This window comes from Paenibacillus sp. NPDC055715 (genome assembly GCF_053617595.1).
The window spans coordinates 1-18,462 of record NZ_JBSHGA010000009.1 but is presented as its reverse complement, the minus strand read 5'-3'; the positions used below and the strand labels follow the sequence as shown (position 1 = coordinate 18,462).

17 protein-coding genes, 1 tRNA gene and 2 pseudogenes are annotated in these 18,462 nt (G+C 45.4%); 12 read left to right on the top strand and 8 right to left on the bottom strand.

The features are described 5' to 3' along the window. The first annotated feature begins 167 nt into the window (after positions 1 to 167). The 5 genes from ACWGOO_RS15910 (at position 168) to ACWGOO_RS15890 (ending at position 4,306) form a co-directional block, all read left to right on the top strand. The gene (locus ACWGOO_RS15910; protein WP_452484959.1) at positions 168 to 911 is read left to right on the top strand and encodes a class I SAM-dependent methyltransferase; all 744 of its coding nucleotides are present in this window, start codon (positions 168 to 170) and stop codon (positions 909 to 911) included. Positions 912 to 934: 23 nt separating this feature from the next. Continuing rightward, positions 935 to 1,957: an MBL fold metallo-hydrolase gene (locus ACWGOO_RS15905; protein WP_452484957.1), complete on the top strand. Its 1,023-nt coding sequence runs from the start codon at positions 935 to 937 to the stop codon at positions 1,955 to 1,957. Positions 1,958 to 2,010: 53 nt separating this feature from the next. Next, positions 2,011 to 2,646, top strand: a complete 636-nt coding sequence (locus ACWGOO_RS15900; protein WP_452484955.1) for an NAD(P)-dependent oxidoreductase — start codon at positions 2,011 to 2,013, stop codon at positions 2,644 to 2,646. A gap of 128 nt (positions 2,647 to 2,774) precedes the next feature. Next, positions 2,775 to 3,413, top strand: a complete 639-nt coding sequence (locus ACWGOO_RS15895; protein WP_452484953.1) for a TetR/AcrR family transcriptional regulator — start codon at positions 2,775 to 2,777, stop codon at positions 3,411 to 3,413. A gap of 107 nt (positions 3,414 to 3,520) precedes the next feature. Then, complete coding sequence (locus ACWGOO_RS15890; protein WP_452484951.1) at positions 3,521 to 4,306, top strand: SDR family NAD(P)-dependent oxidoreductase; 786 nt, start codon at positions 3,521 to 3,523, stop codon at positions 4,304 to 4,306. Between the two features lie 191 nt (positions 4,307 to 4,497). On the opposite strand, the gene ACWGOO_RS15885 is transcribed toward ACWGOO_RS15890, so the two are convergent. After that, on the bottom strand, positions 4,498 to 5,055 hold the full coding sequence (locus ACWGOO_RS15885; RefSeq protein WP_452484949.1) for a phosphatidylglycerophosphatase A family protein: 558 nt from the start codon (positions 5,053 to 5,055) through the stop codon (positions 4,498 to 4,500). A 151-nt stretch (positions 5,056 to 5,206) separates the two neighbouring features. Between ACWGOO_RS15885 and ACWGOO_RS15880 the strand changes: the two genes are divergently transcribed. From ACWGOO_RS15880 to ACWGOO_RS15870, 3 genes are all read left to right on the top strand, one after another. Further along, positions 5,207 to 6,265, top strand: a complete 1,059-nt coding sequence (locus tag ACWGOO_RS15880; protein WP_452484947.1) for a GerMN domain-containing protein — start codon at positions 5,207 to 5,209, stop codon at positions 6,263 to 6,265. A gap of 93 nt (positions 6,266 to 6,358) precedes the next feature. Further along, a complete protein-coding gene (rph, locus tag ACWGOO_RS15875) occupies positions 6,359 to 7,120 on the top strand; it encodes a ribonuclease PH (protein ID WP_452484945.1) in 762 nt (253 codons plus the stop codon). Then, complete coding sequence (locus tag ACWGOO_RS15870; protein ID WP_452484943.1) at positions 7,120 to 7,752, top strand: XTP/dITP diphosphatase; 633 nt, start codon at positions 7,120 to 7,122, stop codon at positions 7,750 to 7,752. The genes rph and ACWGOO_RS15870 overlap by 1 nt, the downstream gene beginning before the upstream one ends. A gap of 159 nt (positions 7,753 to 7,911) precedes the next feature. Here ACWGOO_RS15870 and asnB read toward each other — a convergent pair whose 3' ends face one another. Next, positions 7,912 to 9,756 (bottom strand): asparagine synthase (glutamine-hydrolyzing), encoded by a 1,845-nt coding sequence (gene asnB, locus ACWGOO_RS15865; protein ID WP_452484941.1) that lies wholly within the window; start codon positions 9,754 to 9,756, stop codon positions 7,912 to 7,914. Between the two features lie 164 nt (positions 9,757 to 9,920). Here asnB and ACWGOO_RS15860 point away from each other — a divergent pair, with 164 nt between their 5' ends. After that, on the top strand, positions 9,921 to 10,280 hold the full coding sequence (locus ACWGOO_RS15860) for a hypothetical protein (RefSeq protein WP_452484939.1): 360 nt from the start codon (positions 9,921 to 9,923) through the stop codon (positions 10,278 to 10,280). A 295-nt stretch (positions 10,281 to 10,575) separates the two neighbouring features. Here ACWGOO_RS15860 and ACWGOO_RS15855 read toward each other — a convergent pair whose 3' ends face one another. After that, entirely contained in the window at positions 10,576 to 10,869 is a 294-nt protein-coding gene (locus ACWGOO_RS15855) for a DUF4870 domain-containing protein (protein WP_044648330.1), read from the bottom strand. A gap of 177 nt (positions 10,870 to 11,046) precedes the next feature. Here ACWGOO_RS15855 and ACWGOO_RS15850 point away from each other — a divergent pair. After that, positions 11,047 to 11,120 (top strand) — tRNA-Arg (locus tag ACWGOO_RS15850). Between the two features lie 125 nt (positions 11,121 to 11,245). Here the strand turns inward: ACWGOO_RS15850 and ACWGOO_RS15845 are convergent. From ACWGOO_RS15845 to ACWGOO_RS15825, 5 genes and pseudogenes are all read right to left on the bottom strand, one after another. Continuing rightward, positions 11,246 to 11,533 (bottom strand): JAB domain-containing protein, encoded by a 288-nt coding sequence (locus ACWGOO_RS15845; RefSeq protein WP_452485271.1) that lies wholly within the window; start codon positions 11,531 to 11,533, stop codon positions 11,246 to 11,248. A gap of 154 nt (positions 11,534 to 11,687) precedes the next feature. After that, the gene (locus tag ACWGOO_RS15840) at positions 11,688 to 12,410 is read right to left on the bottom strand and encodes a hypothetical protein (protein ID WP_452484937.1); all 723 of its coding nucleotides are present in this window, start codon (positions 12,408 to 12,410) and stop codon (positions 11,688 to 11,690) included. Positions 12,411 to 12,414: 4 nt separating this feature from the next. Next, positions 12,415 to 12,819 (bottom strand): hypothetical protein, encoded by a 405-nt coding sequence (locus ACWGOO_RS15835; protein ID WP_452484936.1) that lies wholly within the window; start codon positions 12,817 to 12,819, stop codon positions 12,415 to 12,417. Further along, positions 12,797 to 13,645, bottom strand: coding sequence for a ParA family protein (locus ACWGOO_RS15830; RefSeq protein WP_452484935.1), 849 nt, complete (start codon positions 13,643 to 13,645; stop codon positions 12,797 to 12,799). The genes ACWGOO_RS15835 and ACWGOO_RS15830 overlap by 23 nt, the downstream gene beginning before the upstream one ends. An 877-nt stretch (positions 13,646 to 14,522) precedes the next feature. Then, positions 14,523 to 15,865: pseudogene (locus ACWGOO_RS15825) on the bottom strand (6-phospho-beta-glucosidase). Between the two features lie 177 nt (positions 15,866 to 16,042). Between ACWGOO_RS15825 and ACWGOO_RS15820 the strand changes: the two are divergent. Then, positions 16,043 to 17,011 (top strand): annotated as a pseudogene (locus ACWGOO_RS15820) (LacI family DNA-binding transcriptional regulator). 127 nt (positions 17,012 to 17,138) lie between these two features. Beyond that, positions 17,139 to 18,462 (top strand): helix-turn-helix domain-containing protein (locus tag ACWGOO_RS15815; RefSeq protein ID WP_452484933.1); only part of this gene is annotated, 1,324 nt, incomplete at its 3' end.

The following is an 18,462-nucleotide window of genomic DNA, read 5'->3' as shown; positions in this document are numbered from 1 at the left end:
TAAAATGGGGTGAACCGCATGAAGCTGGTATGAAGCTCCTATGAATATTTAAGCATAAATATGGTTATTGTAACATGTTCCTTAATCGTAATGTTTTTGAGTTTCCAGTTTAAAAAAGCTAATATACTATGTAATAGAGCAAAATGAGTTCCTGGAGGAGAAACAATATGGCAGAATGGTATGAGCAGAGCTTTGGGGAAGATTACTTATTAGTATACAAGCATCGCGACTTTCAGGGAGCCTATCAGGAAGTACAGAAAATGATCTCCTGGCTCCAATTGCCGCAGGGCTCCAGCGTATTGGACTTATGCTGTGGTATGGGACGTCATTCTCTTGCGCTCGCGGATGCGGGTTATAAGGTAACGGGTGTGGATTTGTCCGGTGTGCTGCTGCGTGAGGCACATGCTGCTGATCCCGAAGGACGAGTGAGCTGGCATCAGGGCGATATGAGAGAGGTGCCGCTGGAGGGTAGCTTTGATGCGGTGGTAAATTTGTTTACTTCCTTCGGTTACTTTGAGGAGGATGCGGAGCAGCTTAAAGTATTAAAAGAGATTTATCGGCTGTTAAAGCCGGGTGGACGTTTTATTATAGATTATTTGAATCCTGCGTACGTAGCCGCTCATCTGGTGCCGCATTCGTCACGGGAGGATGAAGGAAATCAGATTGAGGAGCATCGGGTCATCGAGGATGGATTTGTGAAAAAACAGATCGCCATTCGTTCAATAGCAGTAGCAGATGAAGAGCCTGCACGTGTGTATCATGAACGCGTCAAGCTGTACTCATATGAAAAATTCCGTGCTTTGCTGGAGGAAGCCGGACTGTCTGTAGAGCAGGTACACGGAAGTTATAACGAAGATGAATATATCGACCATGCATCGCCCCGAATGATTTTTGTCGGCGCGCGGGTTTGACACGGAAAGGTGGATGGGAAGCCATGAAGATGCCGGAGCTGACACCGTGTGAACGAATAGATGGAGGCTTTCAGGTCAAAATATCCATGTCCTTTCCGCTGCGCTGGGTGAACAGCTATGTACTGAAGGGGCAGGACGGCTTTACGATCGTAGACCCCGGCCCGCGCAGTACGGATTCGGAGGAAGAATGGGGGCATGTCTTTCAGGAACTGGGGATGTCCTTCGGTGATATCTCGGACATTGTTGTAACTCATCATCACCCGGATCATTACGGCTTGGCGGGCTGGATGCAGCAGCAAGGTCAGGCTCGTGTACATATGTCAGCGCGAAGCCACAAGGAAGCGATGATGATGTGGGGCCACCCAGATTCACTAGCGGATATCTCTATGCCGATGGAGCAGAGGCTTCCGAGCTTTTTTGTCCATCACGGATTTCCTATGGATCAGGTATCGTCCTTGGAGCTGCACATGCAGCGGGCTCATTTGCAAGTGAATCCACAGCCTGACATCACCGTTATTCCTGCCGGGGAGGATGCCCGTCTGGAATGGGGTGGACGTAGCTGGCTCCCCATTGAGACAGGGGGACATGCGCCCGGACATGTCTCTATGTATGAACCGAATAGCGGGGTTATTCTGTGTGGTGACGCAGTTTTGCCGAGGATTTCGCCTAATATCAGTTTGCTGCCGGGAAGTGATACCCAGCCCTTGAAGTCTTTTTTAGACGGCTTGCAGCGTCTTGGCGAGCTGGAGGTAGCGTGGGCATATCCGGGGCACCATAATCCGTTTGGTTATTTTCGTGAACGGACGCAGGCGCTGATGGAGCATCATGAAGAACGGCTGGACAAGTTTCATGAGTTGATCCAGCCAGAGGGCAGTACCGCCTATGAACTGTGTATTGCTGTGTTCAGCGACAAGCTGGGTATTCACCAGTTGCGGTTTGCCTTGTCCGAGACACTGGCTCATCTGGTTGAGCTGGAGCGACGCGGTCGGGCCTCGATGAGTGAGTCAAACCATATCGCACGTTTCTATCCACTTCGCGGGAAATAATAGCGGAAAGTAACAGAAAGACCAACGGCATCTATGCCGGGAAAGAGGCTTTTATGAATTTGCTGCTGCTGGGGGCTACCGGACGTGTGGGATGTTTTATCCTTGAATATGCGTTGGCAGACGGTCATACCGTTACAGCCCTTGTTCGTTCACCGGACAAGTTGGAGGAATACAAATTAAGATATGGAACGCAGCTTCGGATTGCACAAGGAGATGCTACCAACGCTGAGGATGTAGCGCAAGCGCTGGAGGGTGGGGCGACGGCTGTCATCAGCGCGCTGAATACGGATGGAACCACCACCTTATCCGTGAATATCCGTTTGCTGATCCGGCTTATGCAGGAGCAGTCCATTCCCCGGCTTATTACAGTGGGGACGGCAGGGATTTTGCAGAGCCGGACGGAGCCGGGCTTCTATCGGTATGAATCTTCCGAGACCCGGCGGCGCAGCAGCCGTGCGGCTGAAGAACACCGCCGGGTGTACGAACTGCTGCGCGATTCGGCGCTGGACTGGACGATTGTCTGCCCGACATGGTTGCCGGATGGAGCGCGGACAGGCATATATCGCGTGGAAAAGGACCTGCTGCCTGAGGGCGGCACACAAATTACGACCGCTGACACGGCCGATTTTACCTATCGTCAATTGAGTAGTACCGACTTTCTACACACACGGGTAGGCATTACCTATTAATGCTGTAGCGATTTTAGTATTTGACAAAAATTCAGAATTAGAATACTATGATTCTCATTAGTAACATTGTTTCCGAAAAGATTACGTTCAAACTCTATGTTAAAAATAGTAAGGAAGTGCATTAAAAGATGTCCGAGCCATCTCATCCCTATAAAACCTACTCGGAAGTGAAGCTACAGCAGCAGCAATTGCTTCGTAAAAATGTCATTGATGCCGCATGTATCCTTCTTGCGGAAGAAGGGCCAGAGTCCGTGACCGTGCGACGAGTTGCCCAGAAATTAAGCTGTTCCACTAAAATTATTTACAGTATTTTCGGCAGCAAGGATGGTCTTGCCAATGAAATGTACTTGGATGGATGTCGGATATTAGCCGAAACTTTTCAACAAGTTCCGAAGACTGATGACGTACTCGCTGATCTGGAGGCGCTAGGCTGGGCCTATTGGGAATTTGCACAGCTTCATTCCGGTTATTACAGAATGATGTTTGGCGGAGAGGTATCTGATTTCAAGCCGACCGAACACAGCTTGGAGGGCACAACAACGGCCCTGTCTCAAATCCTGCAAACCGTCATACACGCTATGGAGCAGGGTGAACTGGAAGAACATGATCCGCTGCTGGTTGTTCGGATGTTTTGGTCTGCTTTACACGGAGTCATACATCTTCAGTTTGCTGGTCATTTTTCAGATATAGACATGGCTCAAGAGGTGTATGCATTTACACTAAAGAATACGCTCCCAGCATTTAAAACACCCTCATCCCAATCTTAAAATATGAAGTGTACTGAGGTCGTCATAGTAGATGACTTCAGTTCATTTTGTAGCAATGGTAACAACGTTTCTAAAATAAAACAACGATACTATGGAGGTTCATAATCATGTTTATGTACGCAAACAAAACAGCTTTGATCACAGGTGCATCATCCGGTATTGGAGAAGCCTTTGCCTATTCGCTGGCAGCTCAAAAATGCAATCTCATTTTGGTGGCACGTAATGAAACGAAGTTGAAGGCATTGGCTAAAGAGCTTTCTGCTAAATACAATGTAAAGACAACAGTCATCGCACTCGATCTTTCCGCGACAGGAGCGCCGCAAACATTACATCAGGAGGTTCAAAAACATCAACTAAAGGTGGATCTCTTAATTAACAACGCAGGCTTTGCCACCTATGGATACTTTGAACAGGTTTCAGGAGAACGGCAGCATGAGGAAGTTATCCTTAATGTGGCTGCTTTAGTCGATATCACGCATGCATTTATGCCTGATTTATTGCGTAACCGGGATGGCGGATTAATCAATGTTTCTTCTACAGCCGCATTTCAGCCCGATCCGTATATGGCGGTGTATGGAGCAACCAAAGCATTTGTACTTTCTTTTACTGAAGCGCTATGGGCCGAAAACCGGAAACGGGGGCTTAAAGTTCTGGCCCTTTGTCCAGGCTCAACAGAAACTCCGTTTTTTGATATTGTTGGCGCAAGTGAAGCGTCAGTTGGAATTAGGGAAACTCCCCAAACCGTTGTGAAGAACGCGCTGAGAGCATTTGAAAAGGGGCGTAGTCACATCATTTCCGGTCGCCAAAACTATTGGGTAGCTCAGGTGTCCCGGTTCTTCTCTCGTCAATCCATGCTGGGAATTGTAGAACGTACACTGCGCCCAAAAAATTAAATTTAGATTGTATAAATCACATTAGTTTTCCCCATGCGCCGGGTCTGATCGCTTCTCATTTGAAGATCAGACCCGGCATTTCTGCTTACATAGATCAAACGCACAGACGCTACCCCAGCCATGTCTTGTTCTCCTCTTACCCTGCATATATCTGTTGTATTCTATCGCGTCGTTATTTAGCGTGTCGTTAATTAACGAGTCGTATCCGGGGCGCTTTCCTCCCCAAGCTCCTGCTCGCGTTCTGCCTGCTTGCGATGCGCGATACGACTGCTGGCCGAAGCAGCGATGGCCCCGACAATATCGTCCAGAAACGTATGGATCGGCCCCAGACTTTTATCGTTCAGCCGTTCCAGCACACCCGGTTTAAGCTTATCGACATAACCGTAATTCGTGAATCCAATGCTGCCGTATACATTCACAATGGAAAAGGCCAAAATTTCATCCACTCCGTACAGCCCTTCATCATTTTCAATCATATCCTGCAATGGGGGAAGGAGAGCGCCTTGCTCGGCAAGGATATCTAGTTGGATGCCCGTAAGCACCGCATTTTGAACTTCGCGCTTCATTAGCACCTTTTCCACATTCTCCATACATTCTTCCATCGTTAAATTCGGGTAATATTTTTTTTGTAAAAGCATGACTAGCTCTGCGATCTCCGTAATGTTTACGCCACGTTTGTGCAGCCATTCGCGGGTGGCATCGGCTACCTTTTTACTATTCAGGCTATAAGGTGCTTTTTTCTTGTCCATAAAGTTAAAGTTTCCCTCCTCGTATGGTTCCTGATTTCTACTGCAATATGACCAGTGTGTCCAGTTGGCTGAAAAAGTAGTTATTTTTTACGCGAGGCTTGTATACATATTAGTACAATCTGTACAAAATTATTAGGGAGGAACTTCATTTATGAACATAAAACATCCATTGCGCGTGACGTCCGTAGTAGGACTGCTGTCCCTGCCGTTGTTGTTATCCGGCTGCAGCCTTTTCGGCAACGAATCGGCATCTATTGACCCCCCGCCATCCACGACGGAGCAGTCCATGATCAAAGCCGTGACCGGAGAAGCTCCCGTCAGTACTGGACAGCTGAGGGCTGTATTTTTACAGGATCATAACGGTTTGCTGGCCCCGGTATCCTTGCCGATTGCTACAGGTGATGTGCAGGCGGATGCCAAGTCCGCGCTGGAAACGCTAGTAGAGGGCGGGCCGTATGCCGGATTATTGCCGGAGGGCTTTAAGGGCGTGCTGCCCCAAGGTACAGAAGTGAAGAGTGTGACGGTGGACAAGAAGAACAAGCTGGCAGTCGTCGAATTCAACAAATCGTTTGGCAGCTACAAGGCACAGGAAGAACGCAAATTAATGGAGAGCTTGACCTGGACCCTGACTGACCGTCCCGATATTCAAAGTGTACAAATCTGGGTGGATGGCAAAAAGCTGAACGAAATGCCTGTTGGCGGCACACCCCTGGATCATCCGCTGACCCGCGCAGTAGGCATTAATCTGGAGATTGGTCATGGCGTAACGCCGCTGGATTCCAGTCCGGTCACAGTATATTTCTCATCATCTTCTCCTGCTGGAGTTCAATATTATGTGCCTGTAACACGATTGGTCAGCCCGGAAAAAGATCGTGTTCAGTCCGCGCTGCATCAGTTGATCCAGGGTCCGCAGACCCAGGACGGGTTACAGGAAGTCATGACAGGGGAGACGGCTCTGAAATCCGTGGAACGCTCCAAAGATAACGTGATTACGGTATCGCTCTCGGATGACATGTTTGCCAAGGGAGAAGCGTTGCCTGCCGAGTTTCTGGAATCGGTGGTGCTGACGGCGGCAGACAATTCAGAGGATGCGGTTAAAACCAAAATTCGAATTGAGCTGAACGGTGAAAAAAGTGTGATTGGACAAAATAATCAGAATTATGGAGAGCCTGTAGCCAAGCCGCAGCATATTAACGAAATTCCTCTTTAAGGGCGTCGAATCGTCCTTGGGGTGCTTTTGCCTGCACACTTTGGTAAAATAAATGTATAAGAACAGGTTGCATACGACGTAGGAGGAAAAAGCATGAGTAGATCTAACGGACGAAACGGTGATGAGCTGCGCCCGATGAAATTGACAGCAGGAGTAAATAAGTATGCGGAGGGCTCTGTTTTTATAGAGGTTGGCGAGACGAAAGTCATCTGTACGGCTTCTGTGGAAGAACGCGTTCCACCCTTTATGAAGGGACAAGGGAAGGGCTGGGTGACCGCAGAGTATTCCATGCTTCCGCGGGCGACTCATACGCGTAATCAGCGAGAAGCTGCACGTGGAAAGCTGACAGGCCGGACGATGGAAATTCAACGTCTGATCGGAAGAGCGCTGCGTTCGGTTGTGAATTTGCAGGCGCTGGGTGAACGTACGATTACACTGGACTGTGACGTGATTCAGGCGGATGGCGGCACACGCACGACCTCAATTACCGGTTCTTTCGTAGCGCTGGCGATTGCTGTGAATAAAATTGCATTACAGCACAAGCTGCCTGTTTTTCCAATTACTGATTTTCTGGCATCCGTCAGCGTGGGGGTTGTTGGCGGCAAAGCGCTGCTGGACCTGAACTATGAAGAGGATTCCAAGGCCAAGGTAGACATGAACCTCGTGATGACGGGTGGCGGCAAGTATGTCGAGCTGCAAGGTACGGGTGAAGAAAGTCCGTTCGACCGTCAAGAGCTGGATCAACTGCTTAGCTTGGGTGAACAAGGAATTCTGCAAATGATCGAGCGTCAAAAAGAGGTGCTCGGACCGATTGCAGACAAGATCGGAACAGGCCGTGCGGGGGCTGGAGCCTGATGCTATTGGAGGGTCCGGTTGTTATTGTCGCTACGAAGAATAAAGGGAAAGTGCGGGAGTTTGCGCATGCCTTTGCTCCGTTTGGCAAGGAAGTCAAAAGCATGTACGACTACCCCGATATTCCTGATGTCGTTGAGGATGGTAAAACCTTTGCCGAGAATGCGTTGAAAAAGGCCAAAGCGGTCGGAGATGTGCTCGGACTGCCTGTGCTGGCTGATGATTCCGGTCTGTGTGTGGATTTGCTGGACGGTGCGCCGGGCGTATACTCGGCCCGTTATGCCGGAGAAGGTGCCAGCGATCACGAAAACAATATCAAGCTGCTCGACGTTCTGGAATCGAAGCAGCTTGGTGATGATACCGGACAGCCTTTGCTAAGCCCGGCTCAATTCGTCTGCACCTTGATTCTGTATAATCCGCAGACAGGGGAGACCTTGGAATCGACCGGATCGGTGAAGGGCTGGATCACAACGGAAACCGCAGGCAGCGGGGGATTTGGCTATGATCCGTTGTTTTATTTGCCAGAGTTTGAAAAGACGATGGCCGAGCTGACGCTGGAACAAAAGCAAGCCATTAGCCACCGTGGTGTAGCATTGCGGGACTTGGCGAAAAAGCTGGGGAATTCACAGGCATAGCTTGATATAAGTAGCAGGCCAGACACATAACGATCAAAAGGCTATCCGCCAGTCATGAGCTGCGGATAGCCTTTTTGACATTCACTTTTCCCCGTATACGACGAACAAATCACCGTTCTTTGCCTCGAAGCCTACTTACTTTAGCTATTGGCTTAATCCTTACCGAATCGCTACCTTGTAAGTGCGCAGCCAGTTATCCACTTGAGCCAAATACGCAAACAATTGAGGCCCTGACATCAACTGACCAAACCAGGGCAGATGGGTGGATGCTTCCGGTGAGGCCGCGATATCCCGCACTTTTTGTGCATCAATCAGCTTGAGCAGCGGGGAAGAGGAATCATCCAGCAGTTGCAGCGCCTGCTTTTTCACAGCAGCAAGATAGGTAGGGTTATGCGTTTTGGGATAGGGGCTTTTTTTGCGATACAGCACATCATCCGGCAGTACACCCTCCAATGATTTGCGCAAAATCCCCTTTTCACGTCCGCCCGTCATTTTAATGCTCCACGGAATGTTCCATACATACTGTACCAGCCGATGATCGCAATACGGCACCCGCACTTCCAGTCCGGCCCCCATACTCATCCGATCCTTACGGTCCAGCAGAGTAGGCATAAAGCGGGTGATGTTCAAGTAGGACATGACGCGCATTTGCGCAGCTTTACCCGTTTCCCCCGGCAGCTTCGGCACTTCTCCCACCGCTTCCGAGTAACGGTCATTTAAATACTCCAAAGGCTTAATCCAGTCTCGCACCTCGGGAGATAACAGACTGGCTCTCATGTCGGGAGCGACTGCCCACGGGAACGTACCCGAATTGAGCATTTCCTCACGATGAAACCACGGATATCCGCCAAACACTTCATCCGCCGCTTCACCGGATATTGCAACAGTGGCTCCTTTTTTAATCTCCCTGCAAAAGAGATACAGCGACGAATCCACATCCGCCATACCGGGCAAATCCCGCGTTAGCGTGGAGTTGTTCAGCGCTGCTACGACCTCGGGCGTATCGAATTCGATCCAGTGATGGTATGTGCCTAACTCATCGACCATCCGCTGAATCCAGGGAGCATCGGCTCCGGGCTGAAACGCGTGGGCTTTAAAATGCTTGTCGTTATCCACATAATCGACCGAATACGTATGAACTTGTCCCTGCCCGGTGCGCTTGTAATAATCGACAGCCAGCGCGGACAGTGCGCTTGAATCCAGACCGCCCGACAGCAAGGTGCATACCGGAACGTCTGAAATCAGTTGCCGCTCCACCGTATCCAGCAACAGCTCGCGCACCTTGTGCGCTGTTTCTTCGGTGTTATCCTCATGCGCAAAGCTCTCCAGCTTCCAGTAGGCTTGAATGCGCACACCGTCGCGGCTGTATGTTAGCGTATGTCCGGGGCGCAGCTCCTTCATGGACGAATAGACGCCGTGCCCGGGGGTGCGTGCAGGCCCAATGATAAAAATTTCGGCCAATCCCTCGGCGTCGACTGCGGCTTCTACCGCAGGGTGCTGGAGCAGTGCTTTGGGCTCCGAGCCAAATACAAATACATCTCCGGCTTGGCTGTAAAATAACGGCTTAACCCCCAGCCGATCCCGTGCCAGAAATACCTGCTCCCGCTCACTGTCCCAGACAGCAAAGGCAAAAATGCCGTTTAGCCGATCCACACAATCCGGGCCCCACTCCATGTAGGCTTCGAGCAATACCTCTGTGTCGCATTGTGTCCGGAAAAAATGCCCTCGCTGTTGCAGCTCTTTTTTCAGCTCAGGCGCGTTATATATTTCCCCGTTATATACAATCGTATAAGTGATATCCTCAAGCTGCCGGATCATGGGTTGGGCGCCGTTTTCCGGGTCCATAACGCTCAATCTTCTGTGTCCGAAGGCACACGGGTTGGATATCCAGGTGCCTGCAGCATCCGGTCCGCGATCGGAGAGCGTTTGCGTCATATTGAGCAGCAGCTCCGATTGATGCATTAAGTCTCCGTTCCACTGTATGAAACCAGTAATTCCGCACATGTCTGTTCATCCTCTCTTTGTCGTGTTCATCCAGTGTTGGGATGAAACAAAAACTAAATCCTCAGTTCATCAGTATATATGCCGAAAAGGAGCATAAAATGTCTGTCCGTTCCGAAAACTATAAATGGGGCAACCCGTGTATTCGCAAGGAAGGAGGAAGGCAAATGTACTACATTAAGGATGCTAAAATCCGCCGCTTCACCGAACTTGACGGAGTACGCTGCGCAGAGGTAGAGGTACGGCCCGGCGCGGCAGATGACCCGGAACTGCTGGTCTACATCACCGCCATCAATCAGCAGGACGGTCAGGAAGGCTATGACGTGGTACGCATCATTCGTAATGACGCCGATCTGGCGCTGGATTGGTACGACAATAACCTGCATTCCGCGTTTGAGGAAGTGACGGACAAGGCTTTTACCGACTCCACACACATTACGGCCGGGGAAGAACGGGAAAAGTTTAAAAGGGAGTTACTTTCCTATGGGCAGCTCAGCACAGAGTTTGCCAAGGAGTTCGGGGCATGAGGATATGGTGTGCTATGCCTCGGCTTCTGTTGATTTGGGCTCCGGCTCCATCGCCGGATCAGCGTGAAAGGAGGGGGAAATCATAGACGGCAAAGCGAAATACAAGAAGAACAAGGGCAGCAGTTATATTCATAACAATGAGTTTGCGGAAGAAATGCTGGAGAAAAACGTAAGACATGAGGTACGTAGAAGTCCTAGACGTTTCGGTAATAAATAAATTTGTCCATCAAAAATTCTTAAAGAAGCCTCCGTATCCCGCTTAACTCGCGGAATGCAGGAGGCTTCTTCTTCAGATTTATGCGGCTTCACGGAGCGTCATGATCCCTTTGTAGATGTTGTAGACAAATACCCCGAGATAGACCACAGCGAATAGCAGCACAAACCCGATTACAGAACCTGCATGATTCGCCGTTGCAATAAAATACAATAGCGGAATCGCCGCGATAATGGGGAAAATGTGCGATAAAATGGCCTTTTTTGCATGTTCACGAACATACTCGTCCCGTACTGCAATCCACACAATGACAGGCAACAGAAAAGGGGCGAAAAAAATACTGAAATAACAAAGTGACGACAATAGACCTCTCACGGATTAAATACCTCCTTCGTAGCATGGCCTTTTGTACATAATACCCCGTCAGCGTCCAAATGATTCCTTTTGCAGCCTGTTTACTTGTACGATGAAAAAAATGCTTTTGACAGTTACCAAAAATATGATATAATCATTAATGCGCTGAATACATAAGGTTACACCAAATACCATTTTGTCCCAGTAGCTCAGCTGGATAGAGCAACGGCCTTCTAAGCCGTCGGTCGGGGGTTCGAATCCCTCCTGGGACGTTTTCTGTGCGCGTCTGGAAGCCTGTGTCTACGGGCTTCTTTTTTGATTTGAATGGATATTTAAAGTGCTAAAGCGTTTGGTCTGTGGTCGTCCATTTGAAGATAATTTGGATAGTAGTCGTCTTCTAACATAGAAGGCGTTTTTTTGCATTTAAAGAAGAAATAAAGGGGAATTTAGTCAAAGGAATGTACCGCCGCCAAGAAATAAAATATATAAATGATAAAACGGATACTGAATATTCAATGAATGAACTCACTTTTGAGACTGGTGTAACTGGAACGGCCTTATTATTATGTGTTCTAAAAAAATCAATACCAATGCTATCTCCTGTTTGTTCGAGTCTACGGGTTATACGAATATCTTCTTCATTTTGACTTGGGTTCCCGCTCGGGTGGTTATGAGCGTAACTGATACTTGTGCAGAATATAGAATGGCTGGACGCAATACTTCACGTGGACGGACAAAGGATAAGAAAGTATCATGTGCTGACTATCAGAAGTTAACAAAATAAAGGGTTCTTAAGCCAGCACAATTACTTTATACGTGAGTTGACCATCATTTGATTACTAATTTATTCTCAGAGCAGTTAACTTCTTCATTATGGATAATCTACTCGGATCTAATTTTTTTTCCAATCTTATAAGAGAGGAGCGAGTGATTTCACTAAATTTAAAATCCAATGTTTCACAAACTAATTCTATGAAGAGATTAATGAGGTTTATTGTATCTTTGACACTAGTATTAATTTTTTCAAAGTAATTATTTGTATAATAATTTATTGTACCTAATGAATTTTCATTATTAGTAAGATGTGCATGTATTTCTTTTGAATATTTTCCATACAAATTAAAAAGTTGTGATAATTTATCCTTGATTAGAGTATCTTTTTGTTTATAAGCGCTTTTTAATTCTCCCTTTAAATTTCTAAATGCAGTACGAGATATTACGTCTTTGTCTATACATGGATAGGAAAATGAATATAGTAATTTAAGAACAGATTCTACAGAAGATCTAATGAGGTAACCGATAAACCCGACGTGATTAACGGGCGTAGCAATTAAAACAGAATTTATATACTCTTTAAAGTCATTTAAAAATTGAGTGTGGCATTTGGATTTATGCTCTGTAATCCAATCGTTAAATATTTCATGTATCAATAAATTATCGAAGGCAGCAGAATGTAATGAATGGACTATTGATAAACGTTTACTTTTTGATAACCATACAGTAGTTGGGAAATTCTCTTCAAGGAATTCTTTGTATCTTTCGAATTCATAATCTTTTGACATATAGTTATTTACTCCTACTATATTTATTTATTATTTCTCCAACATAGTCTTCTTCTACTCTACTGGAGCCTCCTTTTTTTGAAGTTGGTTTTGAATTGTTTAGTTCCGATTCTACTTTTGGAAGTAAGAAATCCATTGCCTCAGATCTTATTTCTATCAGTCGTTTTATATCCATCTTTTTAAGCTTACGTATTGTCATGGCAATGAGTAAAGTTCGACTAGAATAAAGATAATCTTTATGATCTATTTTAAGAGTAGCAAAAAATTCATACAATTCTTTATTGTTTCGAAAAAGCTCTGTTGAAAGAATGATTTCAGATAAATATCCATATAGATTAATTCTTAGCGTCTGTTCATTTTGGATTTTTTCAAGGTCACTGAATTTACTAACTAGTAATTTCTTGTCCATTTTGATCATGTATTCTCCCTTCAAACTCTTCACATATGTTCTGGATGGTTTGTAATAGAGAAGCATCACTTCTATCGCTTACAAATGTGTCCATTTTGCTAGTAGCGATTTTAGGCATATATTTGAATTCCTGTTTGAATCTATATATATTTTTCTTCTTGGCAAAACTATCTATACTTTTGATTATTTTAGTAACACCTCCGTCATGATCAACCTTTGTTAAGACTATACCTAGACAAGTTAAATCTCTCTCTTTCATTAAAGCAGGTTGGTCATCAGTTTTAAAGTCTTCAACAACATTATTTAGTAAATCGAGGCCCAGTATAGAGTACAGATCAGGTTGAGCAGGTGCCAGATAAAAATCAGAAGAAAGCAAAGCAGAAACAGTATAGAAAGAGTAAGTTGGAGGACAATCAATAAAGATATATTTATACTCGTCTTTTAAGTTCCATTGATTTATTAAGTTGAGCAATCGTTGCTCATTTTTACTGTTAGGTTCTCTCTCCATAAAAACAGTAGAAAGATCGCCTGGTATAATACTTAGATTTTCACTCAAAGGCAATATTACGTTTTCTTTTTTTATGTCAACTAACTTAGATTCATAAATATTTTGTATAGTTGGCATGCCAGCTATACGATCACCATTTTCGTCTATAGTTAGGATTGAAAACTTTTCAAATAAAGATTGAGTACAATTCGATTGAGGATCGACATCAATTACTAAGATTTTATTATCCTTCCCTTGCAAATAATACGCTACTTCTCTACATAAAGTTGTCTTACCCACTCCACCCTTCATGTTAAGAAAAGAAATTACACTGCCCATGTTTATCCCCCTGTATTTTTAATGATATTCTTATTACCAAAGTCTGTCTGGATCCGAAGATTTATAGGTCTATTTATTCATATTTGTTGAGTGAGTATGATACAAAATATCCTATAGATCGACCTTAATACCTATAATATAGCATATATGAGGAAAAGTTTGGAATACATAATATATATAACATTACTAAAGACTTATTTTGGCTCTTCGCTATACTGCGTGGTTAATGACACGTTTGATTGGTTAATAGGGCGATTTGACATGGAGCCTCTGCGGGCATGACTACTCGCGAAAGCCGCGAAGCATAGGGACTTCGCGATGCTAACCAGCTTATCATGCCCGCCCCTCCATATAAAATCGCAGTCTATTTTACCCATGCCGAATAGCGAGGAGGCCTTATTTTATCATTATCCAATTATTCGATTTTCGACTGAATATTACTAGTTGTTTATATTCTTAAGATGAATCTTTTCAATACTGATTACGGGAACCGGCAGCGGATTCGGCAAAGGAGCAGCTCTGGAGCTTGACCGCAAAGTCCACAAGGTTATTGCCACGTTAGAATAAGCGCACCATATTACCGATCTCAAGGATATTGCTCGTACTGAGGGATTGAATCTGGAAAAATTCGACTTTGATATATTTGTTGCCGACGCGGGTTTATCCTCAGCAGTCGGAAGGACAAGCCAAGCAGTCAGAAGCGAAGCTCTGGGACCAGACGATCTAGGCCAGAATAGATGGGAAAATCAAAAAAAGGCTGTTTTTCGTGCATTCAGCATGTATACATGAGAACAGGGACGAACCAAGATCGGCACGTCCCTAATTAACTATTTAATTATGAAAGCTTGCTTTCAGCGTAGACATAATATCTAAAGCTTTATACCGCCGCCTTCGCCTTATGAGCAAAAAATTGTGGCAAATGCTCCTTATGCGCTTCCCTCAATTCATCCAGCACCGTTTGGGAGATGTCACCGCTTGGTACGAGCGGATTCAGGGTAAAGGCTTGCAGAGCTGTTGCGTAGTCGCCCGTTACTGCCGCTTCAATCGTCAATTCTTCCATCGCCTTCATCACTTGCAGCAAGCCGCGCTGTGCAGGCGGGAATTTGCCGAAGTTCACGGGTTCTGCACCATGTGCGCGAATCACACTGGTAATTTCAATCGCGCTGTCATAAGGAACATCATCAATTGCACCATTGTTACGTGTACTAACCACCATTAATGTGCCTTTGTTGTTATAGATGGAATTAATGATTTCACAGGCTGCATCGCTGTAATGCGCACCGCCGCGTTTGGATAGTTCCTCCGGTTTGTAATCCAGACTCGGATCTTTATACAGTTCAAACAGGCTTTCTTCCAGACGTTTGACGACTTGACCCCGAGTTCCTTCATTTTTGGCTTCCTCTAGTTCTTCCTTCAGCATGCTATCCGTCATGTAGTAATAACGATGGTATGGACAAGGCAGCATTTTCAAATGACGCACTTGATCATACAGGAAGCGCATATTCTTAATATTTTCAACGACTTTCTCTGGCTTTGCGCCGGGAGCGTACAATCCTTCAATGACTTGCTCTGTTAATTCGGCCCCGGTTTTGTCATAAACTTTGTGCCAATGAAGGTGGTTAATTCCTGCAAATTTAAAGAACAGCTCGTCTTCCGGTTTGTCCAGCACAGCCGATGCACTCTTGATCGCGCCGATTGGAACATTACATAATCCGATGACTTTGTCCCACTGACCATAACGAAGTACGGCTTCGGTGACCATACCCGCAGGGTTGGTGAAATTGATAAGCCACGCATTCGGACACAATTCTTTCATATCTTCAACAATGCTCAGGATGACAGGAATGGTACGGAAGGCTTTGAACATCCCCTCGGCACCATGGTTTCCTGACCGATCATGCCGTGTTTTAACGGAATACTTTCATCCTTAATCCGGGCTTCGAGCAAGCCTACCCGAAATTGGGTCGTTACAAAATCAGCATCGACCAAGGCTTCCCGGCGATCCAGCGTCAAATGTACTTCACAATCAATGCCTGCTGCCTTCACCATCCGTTTAGCCATGGCTCCCACGATCTCCAGCTTTTCGCGTCCTGCCTCAATGTCTACCAGCCACAATTCCCGAATGGGAAGCTCTGCATAACGTTTGATAAAGCCTTCCACTAATTCCGGAGTATAGCTGGAGCCGCCGCCGATGGTTGCTATCTTTAAGCCTTTTTTCATGATTGTTGCCTCCCTGAATACGTTTTTTTAAACCGCTTTCTCAAGCTTCTATTTCACTGTAATCTCTGTAATGCATTACAGGTCAAGGGCTTTGAAAAAACATATTTAGAGCGTGCCGAGAGATCATAGAGGCTTAGCCCAAGGACATGCTAAAATAGAGAGAACGAGGTGAGGACTGTGGCGAATATTCATGAAATTGCAAAGCTTGCGGGTGTATCCTCGGCAACGGTGTCCCGTGTCATTAATAACCACCCGTATGTGAGTGAACCAACAAGACAGCGTGTACAGGAGGTCATAGACCGACTGGATTACGTTCCTAATTTAAATGCGATTTCTTTAAAAACGGGCATGACAAAGCTCATAGGAATTATTTCAATTTCTTTTAATGACTCATTGAATTTATTTGTGCGTGGTTTTACGATGTATGCTCAGGAGCATGGCTTTAATATAGCGCTTTTTATTACGAACGGAGATAAGGAACGGGAGCTTGAAGCACTGGAAATGTTGCGAAGAAAGCAGTTGGATGCCTTGGTTTGTATGATTCGCGTCAATGAGTGGAGTGTGATCGAGCATTATACCAAATATGGTCCGATTGTGACATGGCAGCGTGTGAGCATAGAGGCAATCCCGTCTGTATTTATGGATCAGTATCAGGGCTACACGCTGGCGCTGGAGCATTTGTATGCAAGAGGATACCGGAAAATTGTGAATGTTTTGGCAATATGCGAGGGCTTAATTACGAAGGAACGCATTCGTGCTTACCGTGATTTTTGAGAAAAATATGATTTGGATGCTGAGGCATTCACGCATTTTTATAATTTGAATACCATTGAAGCTGGTGAAAAAATGGCTCATTGGTGGGGAGAACAAACGGACAAACCGAATGCCTTCGCTTGTTCTACAGATTATTTGGCAGCAGGGCTGCTGACCGAAGCACGAAGGCTCGACGTTTCTGTGCCGGATCAATTTGCGGTGGTCGGCTTTGATAACACAGAAATTTCGCATTTGCTTGATTTAACAACGATTCATTACCCGATTGATAAACAAGCTGAAAACGCGTTCACCATGATTCGAAATACCCTTGAAGGGCTGGATGAATCGTTACATCATTTGGAGTTCAAATTAGTGGATCGAGCGACCACTTGATTTGGGAAAGATCTCCAATTTGATATGCGAATATCGAGAAAAGTGTATTGACACATGCCAATATTTGGACAATAATCTAAGATGGGATTATAAAATTTGGATTTTTTGTATGAAGGGTGGCTATGACATGAAGCATACACCTGAGATTTTAGCGGAATTGGAAGAATATCTAAAACAAAATGGCATGACATTGGCAGAATTTGCGGAATATTCGGGTGTTCATCAAAGAACGCTTAATAATTGGATTCTTAAGCATCGTCCTGTTGCTATACATCAGCTTGATCGAATGGCGCTGGCTATGGGATTACCGGAAGGTTATTTTTACGAACGATACATAGAACATTACATCATCGGCCTTTCCCCGGATTGGCGGCGAATCGAGCCAGTATTGTATCGGTGTGCTGAACTGGATAAGCTGGAATCGATTCAGCGTATAGTTGGGCATATCATGGACAATCTGCTATATTCCCCAAAGTTATTTGATGTGGCAGAAAAGCTATTCGCACAAGATCGACATGCTGCTGCGCTGTTCCTCTATAACGGGGTTGCAGAGGCCGAGAAGTACCAGCACTCTGAACGCTTGGCAATCTGCCATTATCGTATATTCACGATTCAGGTTGGAGACGATCAAAACCAAAATCTCAATGCAGCTACAAAATTTGAGGATTTTGTCGAACGTCTGGACGAAATAGATCAGCTTGACGCATTGAAGGATTTGGCTAACGTGTATAGGTCTTTGCGTCTATGGGACAATGTTGATAAAACAGCGAGAAAAATGAAGGAGAAAGCGAAAGTTCAATATTCAATGAAACATCAACAGAAGAAGCGAGAGTATGACGAGTCTAAAAAGAAGCTAAGTCGTCCCATGTTTGCGTACATCACCTATGCCGATTTGTTGTGTGCAAGTGTCTGTGAAGCCCAAGGCGATTATCAACAAGCTTTAGAATATACATATGCCTATGCTGATCTGAGTTGGGTCAAAGAGACGGATGAAGACACGCGGCATTGGATCAAACTGTATCAAGATTGGGCAGAAGGTAATACTTACGTATATAAGCTTTTGTCTGGAGATATAAGTGTGCTTCAAGATTATGTTGAATATATTGCAGCAACATCAGGCTCTAATGAACAAGAGGAAATCTCTAAATTGTTGAATGTTATAATTGCAGCAAACCGATTTGAATTGGAAGTGGATGATATACTTCAACGGTTTGAAACGGAGATTAATTCGTTTTCTGAACATTCGCCATCCGATGATATGTATACCCAACAGGTGATACCGGACTATATCGCGTGGTTTGGTTACGAGTTAGCTTATTATTATTTACATCGAGGTTCTTACAGTGATGGTTTTAGACATTTGATGTATGCAATGGTAAGTTATCATACACTAAATAATAAGGATTATTTTATAAACTGTATGGGATTGTTTGTTCGTTTTCAAGCCCATG